Origin of the sequence: Bartonella sp. AU18XJBT, assembly GCF_028618595.1 — a bacterium.
Classification (GTDB): Bacteria; Pseudomonadota; Alphaproteobacteria; order Rhizobiales; family Rhizobiaceae; genus Bartonella.
In genome coordinates, this window is sequence record NZ_JAQITE010000021.1 from 1 (window position 1) to 21,182 (window position 21,182).

Sequence of the window (21,182 nt, forward strand, 5' to 3'; positions counted from 1 at the left end):
CCACTTACAACGGCATTATCGTAAACCCGTGCATTGCTATAAACCTTGGCTTTCCCTCCGACCCAGCAATTGCCCTCATGAGAGAGGTTGCTTTCACCTTGTATAAAACCACCTAAATCGCCTTTTTGTACATCTCCAAAATCTCTTAAAGCTCTAATTCTATGAAGGGTTTTAAAGCCAACTTCAATTGTTTCACCTGTAAATTCGTATTTTTTTACACATTGCTGCTTATTAACAGAGGCGGTTTCATTTGAAATGGAAGAGATAACGGATGTGTTTTTTGATGTAGTTTTCATAACTAATCCTATCGATTATACAGTTTTCAATTGACAACCCTATAAGGGCGCCGGGCGTTTGAAAACACGGTCGATAGTCCGTCGTTACACTTTTCTCATAAAGAGTATTGTATGGTGTAACTACACCCGACAAAGCTCTCATATACTAACAAAAGCATAAAAGATAGTCAGTTTTAATAGGATTAGGTTTATCGCAACCTCTTCGCTATCTGTTTAGTGTTTTCATCACTTGAATATTCATATAACAAAATACGTATTTATTGTCAAATAATATTTTATCTTTTTTGATATTTTTTGTATTTTTTAAATACGTTATGTATTAATAATATCTTATGCTTATTAATTGCTTCTTTTATATTTATGTTCTTTTAACGCTATATTATAGGCTTTGTGAAACGATTGCGTTATTTTCTGAATCTATACATTTATAATATTTAAAAATGCTCTCATCATGCGTATTTTTATCTTTATAACCTATCTGTTTTTTTACTAAATGGTTTTTAAAATTTCTGTTAATTTCTTTTATAACACATTTGCAACTTAACAGCTTTTTTAAAGGTATTATCTTTATAAGCAATGCATTCATTTGCATTTTGATTATGAAAATGCCTTATGATTATGAAAGCCTGCTTTTTTCACGCGTGCTTTATAGCTGTTATGTTCTTTATAGCTATAGCCATGCATCATTTTTTATTTTCATAAGAGAAATGATAAATAGGATATATGATAATTGTGATTTATTGCTTGTTATGAAAATATCTAAAGAGAGAATAATAATTATAGAGATGAGCAAAATCCCTTTTAATAGACTTTTGTCATTTTTGTCAGTTTAGTCAGTTAACTCTAACCCCTATAGTATTTTTTTAATGAGATAAAAAATTGAAAACATTATATTTCAATATGTTAGTATTTTAATGATACAACCCTTATTAAGATACACACCATAAATACAACTGTAAATATATTATTTGTCAGTTATGTGTCAGTAAATTGAACTGACAAAATGATGATTTTAGTGAGTGATTAAAACACGTCTTAAAAAAACATGTGATCCTTTAAAGCCTTTCAAAAGAAACGGTTTATAATCATAAAAATGCTATCAAGACGTATTTATAGATTTAAAGGTTGGTACTTAAAAAAATAATAAGAGTGAAAAGTTATTTTAAAACATATTAAGTGAATTTTCAAAAGACCGTTTATAATGATAAGAAATCCTATTAAGGCTATTATGGTTATGAGTTTAGGGGGTTTTGGGGGGTCTTTTTACCCCCCCTTATATATATTTTTTAGTCAAAAATAAAATAATAATGGGTAAAAGCGCCCCCCACCCCCCCATACCCCCCAAAAAACTAATGATGGGGAGTGCTTTGAAGGTTTACTGTTATATTGTTTAATGTTTTATAAGATTTCCAAATTGCCTCAGTGTGATGTCTTATGATCTTTCACTAAGGGGTGCCATTCATAACGTATGGTAGGTCGACCACTTTGAGAGCACTTGTCTCCAGAGATTTCACGAATATAGTTACAACGACATAAAAGCTCTAAAGCTTGCTTAACGGTTTGATTGTCTGTTAAACATTTCCAATCACGTTTATAAACATCCCTTGCTGTAAAAACATCGGGTAAACAATCACAGCGTTCAACAATTAATTTTGCACGCTCTGCTGTTAATGTATCCCCCGCCGCATAAAGACGCTTTGCATGGCTTATCAAATATTTTTCCCAATACAAGGCTCTCTCAAGGGCATCTCTATTGATTTCAAAACGCCCCCTTCGGTCAATTCAAAAATCAACGCAAGACTTACTATGGTTTTGGGCATTTTCAAAAGATGCGCTTGTAAACTTTCAGAAAGGTTATTCTCTTTGGCTTCTTTAAAAATCTTTTGCATCCATTCACGAAAGATCTCTTGCGCTTCAGCAGAAAAGCGCATCACCAGCGGGTGTTCTGGTGAACCAAGGGGTTTATCATAAAGAGAATGAAACACCCCTTCATAAGTTTTCCATGCCTCTTGATTAGGAGGTCTATCAACCCATTTCCAATCTTTTGTCTCATCGGGAAAGACAAGCATTTGAAAGCGTTGTAAGAAACCATCATTGCCTTTGCCATATAAAACATTGCGTATAAAGGGCAGAATGCGAGAGGGTTGAATGCCTCCTATAATTGAAAGAGTTGCATTGGGAATAAAAATGGTTCCCCGCCCGATACGGTCATAAGTAAATTGACCATCTCCATTAAAAGCTTCCAAATAAAAGGCACGGTCTGTTTGATATTCCTTCCGTTCCATATCTGTTAAGAAACCAGATAACTCATCACGCACCATTAAGAGACCACGAGGGTTTTCTTTTAACAATTCCCCAAGCTTTTCAACCGTCACATCATTGACAATAAGACGTCGTTTATGAAGCGTGTCATCTTCCTCACTTTCTTTGTGTTCAAGAGTTTGTGAAAGAAGAGCAAGGGCTTGTTTCTCGTCTTGATCTTTGAGTGCTTTATAGGCTTGTTTTTTCTTTTCTCGTTTATCTAATTCAATAAGAATATCTTTTGTTTCTTGCTGTTTTTTCTTCTTTACCCACTCTTGATGCCATTCATCTTGAAATTCATAAAGAGGTTCTAAAGCAGCTTCCATGGTATCTGTTTTCATAGTTGAAGGTTCCCCCACAATGGCACCCCAGAGATAGGGATAAGCTAGGCAGCCTATCATCATGAGCAGGACAACGGGCTATTCCATAATATCCATGCCAAACCCCACGCAAGGCATTTGTAATGCCCCGAGCATTTATATAAGAAAACATGTTTTTTATCCTATGATTATTGCACCATAGGACGGATTATGCTAACTCTAGGGTGATGAGTTTGAGAAAGCCTTGTCCGTCCTTACGTGACAAGGTTTTTTTATGCCACGTCGTTATAACGTTGCTGTTTTGCTTGTTCGATTACATTTAAGAGATCCGATTGTAACCAACGGGATAAAAAACCAAATTTTAAAGGTTTTGGGAGAATGCCATTAGTAACATGACGGCGGAATGTTGAGACACTCATATGAAGCAATTTTGCACTTTCACGGTCTGTTAAAAGAATATCATTTTCTGTCATTCTAAAATCCTTTCATAATAAAAAATAGAACCAAATCATGCCTATTTATTAACCACATTTTTGTTCATTTTTGAAGGTATTTTATTTATAGAAAACAATATTTTATCATAGTTTTATTGATGTGATAATTTATGAATCTTATTGAGAAAGAATGAGAGAAAAGAGAGCTAAAGTTATCCACAGATAATGGGGTTATGCACCCCATATCTTAAGATTGACCTGTAACATATGCCGCCCATTTATCCATATAGACACGGCGCTGTTCTAGATAGTCAGTACGACGATAGGCACGCTCTACTTGTCCTCCGACCGTATGACTTAAAATGGTTTCAGCGACCTCATAGGGAGCATCAGTTGTTTCAGCAAGCCAATTGCGTAAACTAGAGCGAAATCCATGGGGACGTGCTTCAAGTCTAGCACGTTTCATATGCTGTAACATATTACTCTCACCAAGAGGACCATGACCGGTAACAGAAAGGATAAAATCACTTTTGGAGAGATAACGGGCTTGTTCAATTACTTTTAATGCTTCTGTTGATAGAGGGACGCGAAACTCTTCTGTAGTATCACGTCGACCTTTCATATTTTCAGCAGGAATGGTCCATATATCGCTATCAACTTGATCTTTATGAATATGACGTAAAGGATAAGTACGAACCCCTGTAAGGATAAGTAAACGCAAAGCCAATTATGTTAGGGTTGATGCTTCGCAAAGTGTTTTATAAAAAGCCGGCACATCTTTCCAATCCATTGCAGGTAAGTTTTTGACCTTATGACGTTGTTTACCTAAGAGAGCACGTGCTTTTTCTGTTGCTTGTAAATCAACATCCAAACCCAAAGCAGCCGCATGTTTGAGACAAAGATTGAGACGTATCAATGCTGTCCGAGCAGCTCCAGCTTTTGTATGCCAGATAGGGGCAAGTGTATTACGTATTTCTGTTTGTGTAATCTTTGACACAGGAAGACAACCTAATTTAGGGAGAATATGAAGTTGTAAAGGCGAAAACCAATGTCCATCTTTCCCATCCCCTTTTAATTTAGCTTTACGAGTTTCAAAAGTATCCAAGGCAATATCTTTTAAGTAATGGAGATTGTGCATTGCCTCACGCTTTTGTTTCTCACGTTCTTTAATGGGGTCACGCCCTTCATGCAAAACAGAACGCCATTGACTTGCTAATTCACGGGCTTGTTTTAAAGAGACATCTCGCAATGCACCCAAGCCCATTTCACGACGGCGCCCGTGAAATGGGATAATCTAAAAACTCTCGTGAAAAGTATAAGATCAATAGTGCATCATTATTTTTATGTTATTAATATTTTTATGTTATTAATATACGCGTTGATACTAATATATAATCCATTTACCGAGTCACGATAGCTTTTTGCACTTGAGATAGTTTATTAAAAGGAATTACTATTTATTTCTTTACGTATTTTTATTTACACATCAATCTAGCTTATGATGTGTAAACAAAAAGTTTTGATTGCTTCAATATGAACAGGTTTGGAAAAGAGAGAATTTTATGATATTGATGAGCCAATTCAATATATAAAACAATAAATTATCCTTATGAATAAAAACGTTTATATTATCTTGCATTCAACCCCACATTTTCTGCAGAAAAATAGAAAATATAAAAATGAGTTAAATGACAATTATAAAAAATTCTATTATCACATAATTTCAATAAATGATACAAAACTTAGGCTATAAAAAGCTGAATCATTCGCAATAAAAGTATTTTCATTGCCTAGGATAGAGCATCTGGAAGGCTATTTTTAATGCTTTTAAAGTCTATCTTCGAAAAAGAAACATGAGACTTTATTTCTCATAAAGCTGTTATTGTGGTGTGAATTTTCGTCAACATTTCAATAAAGAAGGAAAGCAATGGCACGAAATGAACTGAAACGAGGTATGAGTAAGCGCCAAGTTATTTTTTTAGCTCTTGGCTCTGCTATTGGAACAGGTCTTTTTTATGGGTCTGCACAGGCAATTAAGCTTGCGGGTCCCAGTGTTTTGATTGCCTATTGTATTGCTGGTTTAGCTATTTTTATGGTGATGCGGGCTCTAGGAGAGATGATACTTCATAATCCATTGCCTGGTTCTTTTGCTCGTTATGCGGCAAATTACATATCACCATTAGCAGGCTTTTTAACGGGATGGACATATGTATTTGAGATGATTCTTGTTGGTTTGGCTGATATTACAGCTTTTGCGACTTATATGGGTTTTTGGTATCCTGATGTTGCTCCTTGGGTATGGGCACTGAGTATTACATTAATCATCACAGGTATTAATTTAGCTGCTGTAGAAGTTTATGGTGAACTAGAGTTTTGGCTGTCTTCTATTAAAGTTATCGCTATCATTGCGATGATTATTCTAGGAATAGCAATTATTTTTTTTTGGGGGGGTGAAACTGCAGATTTTTCTACCGTTACTGTTCATAATTTATGGAAAAATGGTGGTATTTTTCCCAATGGTTGGTTTGGTTTTTTAGCTTGCTTTAGTGTTGTTGTTTTTGCTTTTGGTGGCATAGAAATCATTGGCATGGCAGTCATGGAAGTTCAAAATCCTCATCAAACGATTGCAAAGGCAATTAATTCTACCCCAGTTCGTATTTTGCTTTTTTACATCATGACGTTAGCTATTTTAATGTCTCTTTATCCTTGGAATGAGATTGGTCTTATGGATAGTCCTTTTGTCTCCATTTTTGAAAATCTTGGGATTTCATATGCAGCAAATATTTTAAATATTGTTGTTGTTACAGCTGCTATTTCTGCAATGAATAGTGGAATGTATGGTGCTTGTCGCATGATACATGGTTTATCGCAGGAAGGTTATGCTTTAAAGAAGTTTCAGTATTTATCAAAAAATGGTATACCAATTTTTGTTATTTTGATGATCTTCGGTATTTTTCTTCTTGGTGCTGTCCTTAATTATTTTTACCATGAGAAGCTTTTTTTTATCATTGCTGCAATGGCAACATTTGCGACAGTTTTTGTTTGGATAATGATTCTACTTTCACAAATTTTTATGCGAATTAAGATGCCTAAAGAAGCACAAAACGGTTTGAAATTCCCCATTCCATTTTGGCCAATAGGATCGATTTTTTCTATTTTATTTATGGTTTTTATTTTTATTCTCTTATGGTATTTTGATGAGACGCGACCGGTTTTAATTATAGGTTTTAGTTGGATTGCTTGGCTTGTTATTTGTTTTTATGCACTTAAACTTTATAATTTTAAACAAAAGAAACTGCAATAAAATGTGAATAGAGATAAAACTCAAAACAAATAGCTGCTATCATCAGGAAAATAGCTGTTTGATTGCTATTCTCTAAAAATTAGAACAATCTAGATTGAAAAAATCTGCTCGTTATTATTTCGCTTTGGAAGTTTTTATAAGCCATTGCTTATGATAACGACCAAATCATATAAATATTTAGGCGTTTTTTGATGGTGAGCCATGCAATTAATATAAGTCTTTCATGTTAAAATGCCTAACAATGCAAATAGATTTTACTAGATAAAAGCTTATGGGCAGATATCTTTTTCTAAATGTATTAATGAAATTCTGTTTCACAAGAGAAGTTATCGTAAGAACTGTTTTTATTGTTTTATAAGCTCTTTAAAGAATTGGTTGTTTAAATTTTGTTGTTTAAGAAACTACTAGCGCTTTTAGAAGCGAAGATAAAGTTCTTTATGTACTTTTTTGAAAAGAAGGGTTGGGGGGCTGTGTCCTTTAAAAGGGTATTTGGAGTCTTATAGGATAAAGGGGAAAGTTTTTTATTTCTATTATTTTTTCTCAAAGAGGATTGGCGTTGATAGAAAATAGTGGATAATAAAGTCATTGGAGGCATTGTATCATTGTGTTTGCAAAAACTTCAATAAAGAGCAACAAGGTATCACAATAAAATCTTATAAAAGAGTAAATTAAAGAGAGCAATGAACGTGTGACAGTTTTACGATTCTTGTTTTTATTGCTCTCAAAAGAGCAAGGATCAAACTTGTTTTTTATAATATTGATACGGGAGTAATTTTTATCACAAGTGGAGGAGGACAAAATGCATTTCGCAACTGTATTTTCGTGCAAAATTATTCAATATTATTATAAAAAGCGCTCAAAGACACTACGACCAGCAAAAACAATCATTGGAAAGTGGCTTTTTACACGAGAACTCTTCCCATAGCTCTGAAACGTACACCACAACGATTTCCTCTATCCTTGAGGCAACGGGCAAAATTGATATGGATGTGCAAGAAAATGTTGTGATTATTGCTTCTCATCTGATTTCTGGTCAAAATATCAATGTAATGGGAGCAAGTGTGACGATTGTTGGCATGACCGACCATCATAGCAGCCATTCACAGATGCATGAAACAGGTTTTGGTGTGGGTTCAGGAAAGAGCTTTGTATTAATATACGGGTGTGAAACAAAGGTGGAAAATGAAGAGAGTTTTGAACATCAAGACTCTTCTTGCAATGTTGACGGTAATATCAATATTACGATCAAGAAAAAAGATGTGAGCGTCGTAGGCTTTGATCTTGCTGGGGAGGTTATTAACTTTTCGGTAGCACATGATGTCAATGTTGTTTGTGGGTCATAATAGTTATAAGTTCAAGCACATAGGAAGAATGCACAGGCTTTGGTTTTCAGTTTAAAAAGAGCAGCAGCGATGCTTCTGTTGGTATTGTGGTTGCGAGTGCGAAAGACACTGGTGATCAATAGGAAAATACCTTCGCTCAATCCTATTTCAAAGTGTGCAGAGATGTGCAGATTACTGCTGATCATGATGTAAACATGCAAGCCGACAAATGTTTCGGCAGGGCGTGATGTCAACGTTGATGCTGGCAATAATATCACGCTTTCGGAAAGCTGTGATATCTCTAAGACACAAGAGATGCCTGAAAAGTCCTTTGCTGATGAGACAGGATTTCTCAATGTGGGCATTCTTGGTACCATAAAAGATATAAGAGATGTAGCAAAACGTTTTGGTTATGGGGATGTGAAACACGAAATCGGCAATGGTTTGATTGGCGAACTAAATGGAAATACAACAGCGATTGTTAGTGCACATAGCCCAAGGTGCCATAACAGTAGGTAAAGGATTGAGTGAGTTTAAAAAGCGTGGCATCCACAATATAGCAAAGAAAACAGATATCTATCTTTAGGGATCGGCTGATAAGGCTTACCGATAGTGAAACCATCAGAATCCATTATATGTCGTAAATGATGACGAAAAAGATTATGTCTACCTACAAAATTATTAAGTGATCTTATTCTGTTAAATATCACTAGATGTAACATCGACAAGCCTCCATCAAGAGTTTTGAGTTCTTGGGAGAAGTCTAGAGCAGACTTTTTTGAGGCAGGAAAAACACTGTTAGAATGTGGTATGAAAACCCCTTATGATATTTTTCCAGAAAATAAAAAGTTAAGCCTTAATGCAGAGGCTTCCGTTGATGCTTGCATGTTTCAAGCAAAATTCCACTACAAATGGGGAGGGCTATATTGGTGTTATACTTATAAGATGAAAACCTCCCCATTTGTTGTCTTGGTGCTGTTATCCTACAATGAAGTGTCAAGAAGCGTTTGAATAGCCCGTTTTGTAAAAAATATAAACCGCACCTGAATGCTAGTCTTAATTTTTGCTGGTGATGATCAATATTTCTACCTTCACTTTTTTCATGCCTGTGCGCTGGGATGTCCTTAATTCACCATTTCAATGCTATTTATTTATGGGTACCACAACTGTTGGCGCAATAATGTAAAAATACCTATTTGGGTTGTAATCAAAATATTGATAATAATTATAAGCATACCGTTGATAGAATATGATTTTAGTAATAATTTTACCGTATTTTTGGTATAATAATAATGACATAATCTTCGGAAAGATAAAAATAATAAAGTTGATAATGTCCATCATTGTTTTGGAAATAAAAAACAGCATGTAAAATAATTTATAGATTGTTTCGTAATATCAAAATTACTCAAGGATAGGAAAATGAAGCAGATTTTAAAATTATTAAGCGGGATAACCTTATTTGTTATGGCTGGATGTTACGAAGAGCAGCCTTCTCGAACAGCTGTAGATGCATGGGAAAAATCCGGTGCAGATCAGCTTGAAATAAAAAAAGCTCTGTTAGAATGTGGAATACAGCATCTTGATGGTCGTCTTGATACAGAAACGAGTACTGATGAGAAATTCAATGTAGAGGAGTCTGTGAATGCATGCATGATACAAGCAGGTTTTCAAGATAAAATGGGAAGAATGAAGTGGTGTGAGAAATATGAAAATCTTCCAATTTGTCAGCCTGATGCAGTTATTCCTCAGCGAAGTGTAGAGAGACGTTTGAATAGTCCTCATTGTGAAGAGTATAAAGAACAACCTGAATGTCAACCTTAAGTATTGAGGCTGCTGTAATCAAAAATCCTTATATTTTTGTTTTTGCATAGGGAGTGGGATTGTTTCTTCAATATCTATATGCTAACAAGAGTTATCTTGCATGTGAGCGAGTATTAGCAGACTTGTCAGTCTTTCTATTGTAAATATTAAAGGAGGGGGAAATGGAAAAGACATTGAAATTATTGAGTGCTGTAATTTTATTAAGCTCTGCTGGGTGTGTTAGCAAACCTCCCCCATCGACCTTGGAATTATGGGAAAAGCCCGGTGTCAATAAGTCTGTGGTCCAACAAGCACTGTCAAAATGTGGCTGGAAACCAATCTACGCTTCTTCTGAAAATATGGATTCGCGTGCAAGTGATTTTGCAGCAGTTTATGAGTGCATGACTAAAGCAGGGTATCGCTACAAATTACAAGATTCAAAGGGAATCTATTTTGCATCAACGCTGCGAAGTGATTCATTTTTAGTCAATTTAATGGTAGCAGGATATCAACAGGTTATGGATAATGATACTTTTGGTGTAACCAATTCGACAAAACAAGAGCGAGATTTGATGTTACGTTTTGAAAATGATAAAAAGCGCCAGAAAATAAAAAAAGCTTTGCACAAGTGATCATCAAAAGTAGAATGTTAATTATTTTAAGCAATCATTGAATGAAAATATTAAACAGGAGAAGATAGAAATACAACTCCTTTGTCTTCAATATAGTTATATTCATCAGCTACGAGATTAGCAATAGTGTTGTTGTCAGATGATGATAGCGGAGGATAGTGAGTTGTTGTTTAGAGAAATTTATTCAATATAAAGAATGGCAAAGAATAGCTTCGCTAGAATATCTACTTTAATGATAATAAACAGATAGCTTTCATAGAACTGAATTTGATGAAATTTTATTTTGGTGTTTTTTAATTTCAAGATGGTGAGTATTTTACTGTAGTTTAGATTTTATCAAAAGATCTAAAGTATTATATTTATTAATTCAAATCATTGATGATAGGGTATTAGAAAAAGTTTTTTATTTATTCAAATTTTTGTTAGATATCTAGCATTTTTAATATAGAAATTGTGTACACTAGCTTATACATTAGTGTGCAATCTCTTGTTTTTTGTTGTAGTTGAAGAAATGATGCTGTTATAGCTTTCATATACTATATCTCATTATGTCGTATTTTTATTAAAACGTTTTAATAGTTTAAGTCTTAAAATTATTCTCATTTTGTTATATTTTTATCTTTCAGTGGTGAGATAAACTGAAGATTATATCTCTTAAAAAATTGCATTTCTTCGCGTTTTTTTTGAGATTAGATCGTGTTTTTAAGATTAGATTCTGGGCATTTTGTATTGCAGTTTTCAGCGGTTTTTGAGATGCTTTTTTAAAAGAGAGTGTCATCTTAAATGGCGTTTTTAAACTTTTTGTTCTTTCTTTACATAAAATACAAAACATATTATGAAATGATGTAATTTATCAGAAAAAATAAAATAACTTTGTCTATTTTATTCTTATTGTGTTTAATTTATGGTTTGTTTTTTGTCAGCATTTTTTATTTTTGTTGAAAAAAAGAAAGTTTTGAAAAACAATGATAATCAAGGTATCTAACAATCACTTGTATTCGTGTGTTTTTACAGCAGCTATTTTTTCTCTTTTGTTAAATATAAATATTGAGGCGCATTCTCATTCATTTGTATCACCGTTATGTGACGAAAACAAATTGCCTTATAAATGCAGTGATGGTGCAAAACATACAATTAGTGATAAAGTATATAAATTCACGGCACCTGTTAAAGAAAAAAGTGGGGAGGGTAATTCTCTCATGTTGCCTGCTGCTATAGTAGTGCAGGAGCCAAATACAGTTATTCAGGCAATGCGCGTAGAGGTTGAAGCTACTACGGGTATAGAAGATAGTTATGGTGTTTTTGTATTACGAGGGGGAAGAATTGTTCTGAGTGATTCAGCTTTTAAAAATGTGTCAATAGGTCTTAAAGCTGATAGTGGAATGATTGAGGTTAATCGTGGAACAATTGAGGCTTCTCAGATTGCAGCTTATGCAGAGAAGCGAGGAGCATCTGTTACGTTAACGAATACAAAAATTAAAGTGGAAGGTTTGGGGGGTGGTCAAGAGAGTGCTCTTTTCGTTAGGGCTGATGCGGGTATTCAGATGAAAGGTGGATTTATTGATGTGAATGATGCTGCGGCACTTTATGTGGGGAGAGGGGGAAGCGCGACTTTAGATGGTGTTACCATTACCTCAAAATATCAAAAAACAGAAGACAATGAAAATATAAATGAAAATATTGCGCATACAGTTTTCAATGTAAAACATCAGGGCTCTGTTTATGTAAAAAATACGAATGTTATTTCTACGGATGTTCATGTTTTAACAGTTGGACAAGATTCTAACACGCTGTCCAATAATGGCAGGGAAGAAAATATTTTAATTTCTCGGGTTAATATTGAAGATTCAATAATTAAAGCAATAGGGAACAAACATGGTATGTATTTTGAAATGGATGGGGGGAATGATGCGTATGAACAGGGACTTGTCTTTTTAAAAAGAACGATTTTTGAGGTTCCAGATGGGACAGCTATTCATAGTAATAATAGTCGTAGTTATATTGCCGTAACAGAAGGTACAAAAATTTTGGGTGACTTATTATTAACAGTTGAAAAGGGAGGGACTGTAGCGATTTTGGCTGATTCTTCTTCATTGATAGGAGGGACACGTGTTGCCGATGATTCTATTGCTGAGCTTTATTTGACAGGGGGATCAAAATGGTTTTTGACAAAAAGAAGAGAGATAGATTCGCAAGTTGCAAACCGCACAAGTTCGTCTATTTCATTTGTGAAAGTTTCTGATAGTTTTATTGCTTTTGAGACTCCAATGTTTCAGGAGTATCAAACACTTTATATTGGGAAGGGAGAAAAAGAAGTTTATAGTGCGCAAGATAGGGCAGATATTTATCTCAATACGCATCTCAACAGTGATGGTTTGCTTGATAATAAAAAAACTGATCGACTTTTGATACATGGTGATGTTTCTGGAAAAACGACAGTTTATGTGCAATTTGTTGGAGGAAATCAGGGCGGGATAGCAACCGGTGAAAATGCTCATAGTATTTCACTTATTCAGGTTTCTGGAAAAGCGGCAGAGGATTCTTTTCAGTTAAATCGCACTTATATTGCATTAGAGGGTTTGCCTTACCAATATTATCTGCATGCTTATGGTCCAGATTCTGCTCTTGGAAATGCGCAAACTTCCCAAAGATTGGTTGAAGGAAATGGAGATTTTTGGGATTTTCGCCTTGAAAGTAAGTATATTCAGCCTGCTTTGGGGACGTCTGTTATCCCTCATTCTGAGTTAAAGGTCAGAGAGGTTGTTCCACAAGTTCCAACCTATCTTTTATTACCAAATGCTTTGTTTCATATTGGACTCATGGATATCAGTAATCAACAAAAGCAATTGCAAGTTAGGCGGTTTATTCCTCGTCAATTATTAAAAGTTGAAGGGGATTTTTCTTTATCTATCCACGGTTATGGTGCACGTTATCGTTATGTCTCAGGTCTTTCTACACTTAAATATGGGTACGATGGTCATGTTGATTATAACGCTATAAAAACAGACATTTTGCTTAAAACAATAGAGAGCGCATATAGTACGACATCTTTTGGGATTATGGGAACCTATGGAAAGCTTTCCTTACAACCTCGTAACGTGGAACAAAGCCAAAAGAGTACGTTTAATAAATGGTCATTTACGACATACGGTAGTGTAAAATACAACACTGGTTTTTATGTAGATGGTCTTTTATCTTATGGTTTGTTTAAAGGGGATGTGCTTACCCATGCTTGGGGTAAGACGGCGACATTAAAAGCAAATCCTTTGAACGTTTCATTTTCTGCTGGTAAAGTGTTTATGACAGGATATAAAGATCTTATTTTTGATCCGCAATTCCAGCTTATTTATCAACGTCTTCGATTTGATAAGGCTCGTGATATTGATGGATTTGATGTTGAGATGAAAAAAATGGGGCAATGGTTGATGCGTATTGGTGGGCGTTTAAGTAAAACATTTAAAGCATTTGAAAAGGATCGTATCATTTGTTTTTATGGCAATATTCATCTTTCTAATCGTTTTGGTAAAAAACAATTTGTTCATTTTAAAGATGTTTTCCAGTTGGGTTCTTTTGGTTCTTCCTTAGAGACAGGTTTGGGTATCAATGCGCAGTTTTCTTCTAAAGTTACACTCCACAGTGATGTTAGCTATCAGCATAGATTAACCAAGGCTGGTTTTTCTGGAGTTCATTTTTCTGGTGGTTTGCGCTATCATTTTTAATAAATATTTTTAAAAATAATAAATATGATTTTTAAAGTTTTGTTTTATTTTATTGATTTAAACCATTGATAGTGAAGAAATTTTAATTGCTTATTTTAATAATAGCATCATGTGTTTTAATAAGTATGAAAGGATCACGTTGATTTATTTTTTTATCTGGTTGATAGGGGGGGCTTAAATGTTTCAAAAAAAATTGATAATGAGACTGTAAATTTATTGGTGTTATTTTGGCTATAGATCTTAAGGATCTATTCGTCATCAGCTTTTAAAAATAGTAGCTTTATTATCCTATTATGCTGTAAAGTGCTGTCGTTTGAGGTTACTGATATCAATCATGAAAGGCAGGGAGGTGTTGATTGCTGATTTAAGAGCTTTTGCTGTTAAGCAAAGAAGGGGGATGTGAAATATACAACTCTATCGTTTCGTGGATGACACGCATTTTTATGCTTTTAAATTTTGTAAAAAGCGTTTTTGAAGCTGTTCGTATCGATCGCATTATGTAGGTGGATAATGAGAAAAGTGGTAAAGTTTGAACACTTTTACCGTCAAATTTAACATCTTCAGTTCTTAATAATGATAAATCCTTTAAAAAAATTGTTCTAATGGCTGTATTGAATATGTGAAGAAGATCATATCTTATTTGTGAAATAGATATGAAATATAACTTTTAAATCAGAGTGGGGGCTGTAAGATCTTTTTTTCTTCCTTTGAGACGTGGGGAGAAAAGGTTGGTTGTATCGAAAAAGTTGTTTAGAAGTTTTTATTATTGTTTCAAATACAGAAACATTGAAGAGCTTTTATTAAAATGGGGTGTAAAAGTAGATCATATTTCCTTCAATTTCTGTTTTTTGAAATATGCATTTTAATGGAAAGATGTTTGCGAATTTTTAGGCAGTCGCATTCGCATTGTGACTTCATTTGTATCTATAAGATTTATATCAAAGTTGAGGGGCGGTAGAAATATCTTTATCGGACTATTGATAAACATGGTGTTTCCATAGGATGCTTAAGGTGTCATCGAGCCATTTATGGTAATTGCGTGCTTCTTCGTTTGAGTTATGAACAGAGAAAATAAAACCAGGATATCCACCAAATGCTGGTGGAGGTGGTGAAATATGATTGGTTTCAAAGAAAATGATAGTTCTGGCGGTTTGAGGATGCTGTGCAACCTTATCTAGACCTAAAAATCCAGAAAACCGTCCATGACCACGAAGAGGAATAATGTAATTTGCAGCCACTTTTTTAGCTGGGAGTATATCGGGAAGGTCTAAGTTTTTTTCAGCTAAAGCGGCATTCATACAGAGTTTTGCAAATGAAATCCCTGTACCTTGCTCAACAATAAAATGGGAGACACCCGATCCACCTATACGAGCGCCGATCTCAATTATATAAGGTAAATTATTAGCATCTAGGCGTAGCTCCACATGGGCAGCACCCATATTTATGCCAAGAGCTTTAACTCCAGAGCATGCAGTTTGACATAAAGCAATAATTAAAGGATCATCTATATCACAGCGTTGACGATAAATTGTTTCTTCAAACCATGGTCCCTCGGGGCTTCCTTTGTCTCCAACGGCCAGAACGTGTACACCTGCTGTATCAACAAAGCATTCTACGACAAACTCTTTTCCTAGCAAATATTGTTCTACGACTAAACCTACAGGTTTATTTTTATCATTAAAACGTGCCATGTCTTTATGCTGAACATTCCATACGGCTTTAATAAGATCAGGAAGTTCGGCGGAGTTTTTAGCTAACATTACGCCTGCACTTGCCCATCCAGAGACGGGTTTAATAACGAGTGGATAATCCAAGGCTTGTATTTATGATAGGTCATCTGGATTATCTATATAAAAGAATCTTGGTGTTCTCAACCCTGCTTTAGCAAAAGCTTGACGCATGAGATATTTGTTTCTGGTTAATGCTGCTACTTCTGGTTCAATACTTGGAGTATTGATTTTTTTTGCAGCCAAAGCTGTCCACAGAATGGCTTCTTCGCGAAGGGTCATAACCCCACGAATATTGCGTTCTTTTACACCTGCTGAAAAAGTATCTAAAGCCGCCTCTGGATTATCAAAAACAGGAAGTTGCCAAGTTGAAGTTACTGCTTCGGGGTGTTGAGAGGGAACGCTTTCAGCGGTATCATAGATCATGACTAATTCGATATTAGCTGCTTGTGCTGCTTCAAATATAAATGGTAATTTTGCATTGCGCTGGCAAACTAACGCGAGTTTTTTCATTTTGGTTCCTCATTAAATTTGGAATTTTGAGAATGGCGTTTCTGTTGCCATGTAGATACCTTTGATGCATCTATAAATAGTAGTGTCATCCCTATAACAGCCATCATCATGGCAATTATTTTGATAATATTAAGAGAAGGGTTAGAGCCGATTATCCATTCACATGCAACCACTGCAAAAGGGGATAATACGCCGATAGTATTGGCGTATAATACGCCTCCTTCGGCTAAAACTTTTTGATATAATACGTAAACTGGTGCCGAGCAAACAGTTCCTAAAATCAATATTTTAAATATATCTTCTAACTTAAGATAGAAGAGTGGGGCAGGATCAAAAATAAATAATGGCATAAATGATGCTGCAGAAATTGTCGTGATCCAAGCCAGTGAGGTGAGAAAAGGTAAATTTTTAAGATAACGTTTAGACAATAAGCCATAAGCAGAGTAAGAAAGTGCTGCTGTTAAAGCAAGAGCTATTCCTATGAGGCTGTAATATCCACCCTCTGCACTGTTTATATTGAATGTTATAGCCGCTACACTGACAATGATCAAACCGATAAGCTTGAACCATGAAAACATAAGACTATTCGTCAGAGTCCCCAATATATAGGTAATCCCTGGTATAGTGGCGAGAACCATGGTTAAATCACTGGCGTTGAGTGATTTCAATGCACCAAAGCTGCATACAAAATACAGCGAGAATCCTAACACCGATAGAATTAAAAAAGAAGGTATCATAGAAAGTAATGGTAGGGATCTGAAAACAGCTTTCTCACGAATGGCTGCAATCAGCCACAAGGTGGTAGCAGTGGCAAACAACCTAAGTCCAACCGCATGCATGACTGATATATTGCTAACCAAATTCTTAGATAATAACCAACTTATGGAAAATAACGCTAGAATGGCAAAGGTAAATAATAATAATCGTCCTTTTATGAAACTCAATGATTTAATCCTCTAATCACTCGCTGTGTATAATATGATGTTGAAAAATTAAATCGTGACTGTGAAGTTTGCGGCTTACCAAGATTATTTTGGATATAATCCTTAGCTCCTGCCAAATAAGCGTCATCATCTAATGCTTCAAGTGCTTCTATATCCACTATCATCAATGTTATTACTTTTTCAAGACGCTCCAAATCAAATTGAAGATAACCTTGATTTGTTTCAATCAATGCTTTGTTACGCATCAATATTTCAAAAAGCAAGATCCCTGTACCAGCATCGAATGTCATATGCTGATCAGAACCTTTTGGATAACGAAATATGCGTTCTAATAGGATAAAATCCGTTATTTCTTTCCAAAATTTTAGATGATTTTGTAGCATAATACGCACGGTAATTAAATCAACTTTAGTTTCTTCTAGAAGACCTGTAAACCAATTTAATTTTATATACAGATTTTTATCCAATGGCCGCGGTCCAGTATGATGTGCATAGTCATGGTAATAGTCCCACAAACAGCGAGCATCGTAAATATCTTCTTTAGATAAGTTACGACTATGCAATTAACCAAACAGAAATTTACTATCTCGACCGAGTAAACGTTCAGCTTCCACAATTGTCTGCTTGTTGTAAATATCAAAGAATTTACTGAAAAAAAAACAAAGCAAATGCTTGCTTATCAATTTTTTTAGCAGTTGCCACAGATTCTGGGAATAGAACAATGCAATTGCCTTCTAAAAACCCCCTTGACGCTATTCCCATTTTTATACATTGAAATGGTGATAAATAATTATTTGTATATTTTGAGGCGTCAGCCAGATAGGCTGTTTCATGACGATATCCTGTAACTAATTCCAACCGGAATCCTTCTGGATCAGGTCCATTCGTTGCACGCATTGGAGCCAAGAAAAACAAGGTAGCATCTGGTAATGGGGCTTTGAAAGCAGCCAAAGTGTTATCAAATTGAGGAGGGGGCGTTAAACCGCTGAGCATCCACTAATGAAGATCATCAGAAATGGTCGCTAAAAGTTTTGGAGATAATCCGTCAAGAATATTGGCATGGTGGTTCAGCAGAGTAATCAATTCATTGATTACTATTACGATCTGCCGAAGTTGGCTCCTTAATGCTTCCATCTCGTTCTTGGCGCATACGGAATTTGTCAACTAAGTTAACAATGGAGAGAAGTGCTTCAGATTTTTTCATGATGAGTTGACTTTAGCGAGTGGAGCAAAAAGGCTATTGGCACTTGTCCAAAATTTTCGACAATACTCAGCCTATAGCGATTTGCCGCAACCGATGTTGTGATACAAGAATCGGCTTTTTCAGCATTACAAAGAACGGCTGCATCAGCATTGCTGTTGGCAAATACTTTGTCATATTGCAGAGCTAGCAGAGATTGCGGAGTAGGATGAGTCGCTACGGTTTTAATTTCATCAGCGTTGTTGCGTTTAGCTAAAACCATAGAGTGAGTAGGCATGATAAAACTGTCAAATATCAAATAATTGCATATTACCTAAACGGGTAAATATGAGTGTATGCAAATCAGGGTAAGCAGCACAGCTTAAGAGATATCCATCCTTTTTCTGAGCAAGTTCATTAAAGGATTCTTCAAGAGTTGCGTATAAGATAATACGGGATCTCGAGTCAGTGGACAAAATATTTTGATTGTGATTATCAAGCTACCACTGTGCTGCAGCTGCACAGTTAGTATCTGCAGGGCCAAGTGTATAGATAAAAGTATTATTTTCAGGTTGCATGATCTCTATTCTTTTAATTATGTGATTAAATTTAAATTAGTGCAATATAAATTTAAATTAGTGCAATATATAGAGTATATCAAGCACAATGCGTTAAGTAATTTAGTGCTTTATAATAATGTATATGTGAAAGCAAATTTACGATATAATTTGGTCTTTTCATTATTTTATCATGCCGTAAAACACCGTCGTTTAGGGGAGATTAAGGAAAAATTCTATGCAAGGGGTATTTATTGGATATGTTAGACGAATGATTAGAATGGTTAAGTGAAGGTGAATGATACGTAAAACACACCGCTCTATCATTTTTTTATGATAAGCTTTTTGGTTTTAATATTTTGCAAAAATTGCTTTTGAAGCTGTCCGTGTCGATAACATTATTGTAGGTGGATAATAAGCAAAATAGTAAAGCGTGATCATTTTTATTATCGTATTCAATATATTCAACTTTTTAATTAAGATAATATTTTAACAAATTACTCTATATTCATGACTTTAATTGAATACATGAAAAGATATTATCATTGTCTTGTTTGTAAAAGAAACATGAAATATAACTCTTAAATCAGATTGGGATTGGCTAGATCTTTTTCCTTCTTTGAGGCATGGGAAGGTCGGATTAAATCTTATTAAAATGTATAAAACTTGGATAAAACAGTCGCTTTCTTGAAAAGATCAGAGGTAAACAAATATGCGTGAGATTTTGGATCATTTTGATATGCCATTGAATAAGAATAAAAAAAGTTCTGTTCAAAAGATTCAAAATCTTTCATGCCAATCACACCCAAAACGGTTTTATAGACAAGTGAAGATTGCTTGTGAGGAGGTCGGCTTTACGATTTTGTTGGATGAACATCCCGTTAAAACGCCCGCAAGGCGTCATTTCCATGTGCCAACAGAAGTGTTTGCTGAATACGTTGCTCAGGAATTTGAGAGCCAAAAGCACGTTGTTGATCCTGCAAAAATGCCGATGACGCGTTTGGTTAATACTGTTATTGATGGTATTGCTGATGATATGCAGGTTGTTTTTGAAGATTTATTGCGTTTTGTTGCATGTGATATGATCTTTTATCGTGCACAGACACCTAAAGAGTTGGTGCAAAAACAATCTGAACAATGGGATCCTTTATTAGATTGGGCAGAAAAAAAACTGGGTGCAAGGTTTTATTTGACAGAAGGGCTGATGCATGTGGAACAATCACCAGAAGCAGTTCAAGCTGTGAGCCATTATTTACGTAGCGTTGAGTCTCCTTATATGCTTGCCGCACTTCATATGATGACAACCTTAACGGGATCTGCTCTCATTGCTCTTGCTGTTGCTGCGGGAAATATTGATGCTGATCATGCTTGGTCTATTGCCCATTTAGATGAAGATTGGATGATGGAACAATGGGGAATAGATAAAGAAACAATGGTACGCCGTGCTCACAAAAAAGTTGAATTTAAGGCAGCTGCTACAATTGTTACAACTTGCTTATAAGGGTAAATCTTTTATTTACATGCATTCTTTTCGCTTAGAGTATTTTTGTGATTTTTTGAGGATTGATTTTTACTTTTTCAAGTCCAGGAAATAGTTCATTGGTTATGTTTAAGAGCGCTTCATCATTACTACGGATAAAATACCATTGGTTATCGTGAAGTAGGGCAATAATTTCAGTTTGAATAGAGCATTTTTTTCCAGCATTTGTTGTGGTTACAAGCTCCACGGGTATAACAAAATAAGGGGTGCCATTATCAAGTGTACCTTCGCGTTTTTGTTTTTGGTCAATGTTGATCGTTTCAATCTTGTAACTTTCTGCCAACCGTTCTATTTGGCTTTTCATGATTTGTCGAAATTGTGATTGACTAAGATTTTTTTTGGCGGTTAAGCGGTTGATGATTTGGGGAGGAATAGCATTTAAAATGACATTTGCATCGGCATTTTTAAGTGCTTTACTGTAAGCAAATGTCGCTTTTTCAAGAGCTATGAGTTTTTGGTTGGTTATTGTATGTGCTTGAGTTGTTGATGTGATAAAGACAATGCATAAAAGAACGGGAATGAGAAAACAAATTCGCGGCATTAGAGACCTTGTTAGTTCATTTGAAGAGATTCAACACATTATAAAGGAA

Annotated in this window: 16 protein-coding genes and 4 pseudogenes; 8 read left to right on the forward strand and 12 right to left on the reverse strand. The window is 35.1% G+C overall.

From position 1 onward, the window contains the following. From PVV60_RS06685 to PVV60_RS06705, 5 genes and pseudogenes are all read right to left on the reverse strand, one after another. A pseudogene (locus PVV60_RS06685) lies at positions 1–296 on the reverse strand (hypothetical protein); the annotation flags it as partial. A 1,419-nt stretch (positions 297–1,715) separates the two neighbouring features. Next, a pseudogene (locus tag PVV60_RS06690) lies at positions 1,716–2,977 on the reverse strand (YfjI family protein); the annotation flags it as partial. Further along, entirely contained in the window at positions 2,895–3,089 is a 195-nt protein-coding gene (locus PVV60_RS06695; protein ID WP_273723952.1) for a hypothetical protein, read from the reverse strand. The gene PVV60_RS06695 and the pseudogene PVV60_RS06690, both read right to left, overlap by 83 nt. Before the next feature lie 100 nt (positions 3,090–3,189). Continuing rightward, positions 3,190–3,390, reverse strand: coding sequence for an AlpA family transcriptional regulator (locus PVV60_RS06700; protein WP_273723928.1), 201 nt, complete (start codon positions 3,388–3,390; stop codon positions 3,190–3,192). A 208-nt stretch (positions 3,391–3,598) separates the two neighbouring features. After that, positions 3,599–4,633, reverse strand: a pseudogene (locus PVV60_RS06705) (tyrosine-type recombinase/integrase); the annotation flags it as partial. A 645-nt stretch (positions 4,634–5,278) separates the two neighbouring features. On the opposite strand from PVV60_RS06705, the gene PVV60_RS06710 reads away from it, so the two are divergent. The 7 genes and pseudogenes from PVV60_RS06710 to PVV60_RS06740 all read left to right on the forward strand — a co-directional run bounded on the left by PVV60_RS06710 (position 5,279) and on the right by PVV60_RS06740 (position 14,131). After that, complete coding sequence (locus PVV60_RS06710; RefSeq protein WP_273723929.1) at positions 5,279–6,655, forward strand: amino acid permease; 1,377 nt, start codon at positions 5,279–5,281, stop codon at positions 6,653–6,655. An 887-nt stretch (positions 6,656–7,542) separates the two neighbouring features. Further along, positions 7,543–7,998 carry a hemagglutinin repeat-containing protein gene (locus PVV60_RS06715; RefSeq protein WP_273723930.1) on the forward strand — a complete coding sequence of 152 codons (456 nt, stop codon included), beginning with the start codon at positions 7,543–7,545 and terminating at the stop codon, positions 7,996–7,998. Positions 7,999–8,292: 294 nt separating this feature from the next. Continuing rightward, a complete protein-coding gene (locus tag PVV60_RS06720) occupies positions 8,293–8,496 on the forward strand; it encodes a hypothetical protein (protein WP_273723931.1) in 204 nt (67 codons plus the stop codon). Between the two features lie 174 nt (positions 8,497–8,670). Next, positions 8,671–8,966: pseudogene (locus tag PVV60_RS06725) on the forward strand (hypothetical protein); the annotation flags it as partial. A 433-nt stretch (positions 8,967–9,399) separates the two neighbouring features. After that, positions 9,400–9,801 (forward strand): hypothetical protein, encoded by a 402-nt coding sequence (locus PVV60_RS06730; protein WP_273723932.1) that lies wholly within the window; start codon positions 9,400–9,402, stop codon positions 9,799–9,801. 161 nt (positions 9,802–9,962) lie between these two features. After that, on the forward strand, positions 9,963–10,412 hold the full coding sequence (locus tag PVV60_RS06735; RefSeq protein WP_273723933.1) for a hypothetical protein: 450 nt from the start codon (positions 9,963–9,965) through the stop codon (positions 10,410–10,412). Between the two features lie 965 nt (positions 10,413–11,377). Next, positions 11,378–14,131 (forward strand): autotransporter outer membrane beta-barrel domain-containing protein, encoded by a 2,754-nt coding sequence (locus PVV60_RS06740; RefSeq protein WP_273723934.1) that lies wholly within the window; start codon positions 11,378–11,380, stop codon positions 14,129–14,131. Between the two features lie 974 nt (positions 14,132–15,105). Here PVV60_RS06740 and PVV60_RS06745 read toward each other — a convergent pair. The 6 genes from PVV60_RS06745 to PVV60_RS06770 all read right to left on the reverse strand — a co-directional run bounded on the left by PVV60_RS06745 (position 15,106) and on the right by PVV60_RS06770 (position 18,793). Continuing rightward, positions 15,106–15,945, reverse strand: coding sequence for an acetyl-CoA carboxylase biotin carboxylase subunit family protein (locus PVV60_RS06745; RefSeq protein WP_273723935.1), 840 nt, complete (start codon positions 15,943–15,945; stop codon positions 15,106–15,108). Between the two features lie 9 nt (positions 15,946–15,954). Beyond that, a complete protein-coding gene (locus tag PVV60_RS06750) occupies positions 15,955–16,371 on the reverse strand; it encodes a hypothetical protein (protein ID WP_273723936.1) in 417 nt (138 codons plus the stop codon). Continuing rightward, positions 16,368–17,315 carry a DMT family transporter gene (locus PVV60_RS06755; RefSeq protein ID WP_342752790.1) on the reverse strand — a complete coding sequence of 316 codons (948 nt, stop codon included), beginning with the start codon at positions 17,313–17,315 and terminating at the stop codon, positions 16,368–16,370. The genes PVV60_RS06750 and PVV60_RS06755 overlap by 4 nt, the downstream gene beginning before the upstream one ends. Then, the gene (locus PVV60_RS06760) at positions 17,312–17,782 is read right to left on the reverse strand and encodes a hypothetical protein (protein WP_273723937.1); all 471 of its coding nucleotides are present in this window, start codon (positions 17,780–17,782) and stop codon (positions 17,312–17,314) included. The genes PVV60_RS06755 and PVV60_RS06760 overlap by 4 nt, the downstream gene beginning before the upstream one ends. A 178-nt stretch (positions 17,783–17,960) precedes the next feature. Continuing rightward, positions 17,961–18,308, reverse strand: a complete 348-nt coding sequence (locus PVV60_RS06765; RefSeq protein WP_273723938.1) for a hypothetical protein — start codon at positions 18,306–18,308, stop codon at positions 17,961–17,963. A 197-nt stretch (positions 18,309–18,505) separates the two neighbouring features. After that, entirely contained in the window at positions 18,506–18,793 is a 288-nt protein-coding gene (locus PVV60_RS06770) for a hypothetical protein (protein ID WP_273723939.1), read from the reverse strand. A gap of 971 nt (positions 18,794–19,764) precedes the next feature. Between PVV60_RS06770 and PVV60_RS06775 the strand changes: the two genes are divergently transcribed. Continuing rightward, positions 19,765–20,553, forward strand: coding sequence for an ATP12 family chaperone protein (locus PVV60_RS06775; protein ID WP_273723940.1), 789 nt, complete (start codon positions 19,765–19,767; stop codon positions 20,551–20,553). 34 nt (positions 20,554–20,587) lie between these two features. Here PVV60_RS06775 and PVV60_RS06780 read toward each other — a convergent pair whose 3' ends face one another. After that, on the reverse strand, positions 20,588–21,133 hold the full coding sequence (locus PVV60_RS06780) for a hypothetical protein (RefSeq protein ID WP_273723941.1): 546 nt from the start codon (positions 21,131–21,133) through the stop codon (positions 20,588–20,590). Positions 21,134–21,182: the final 49 nt, after the last annotated feature.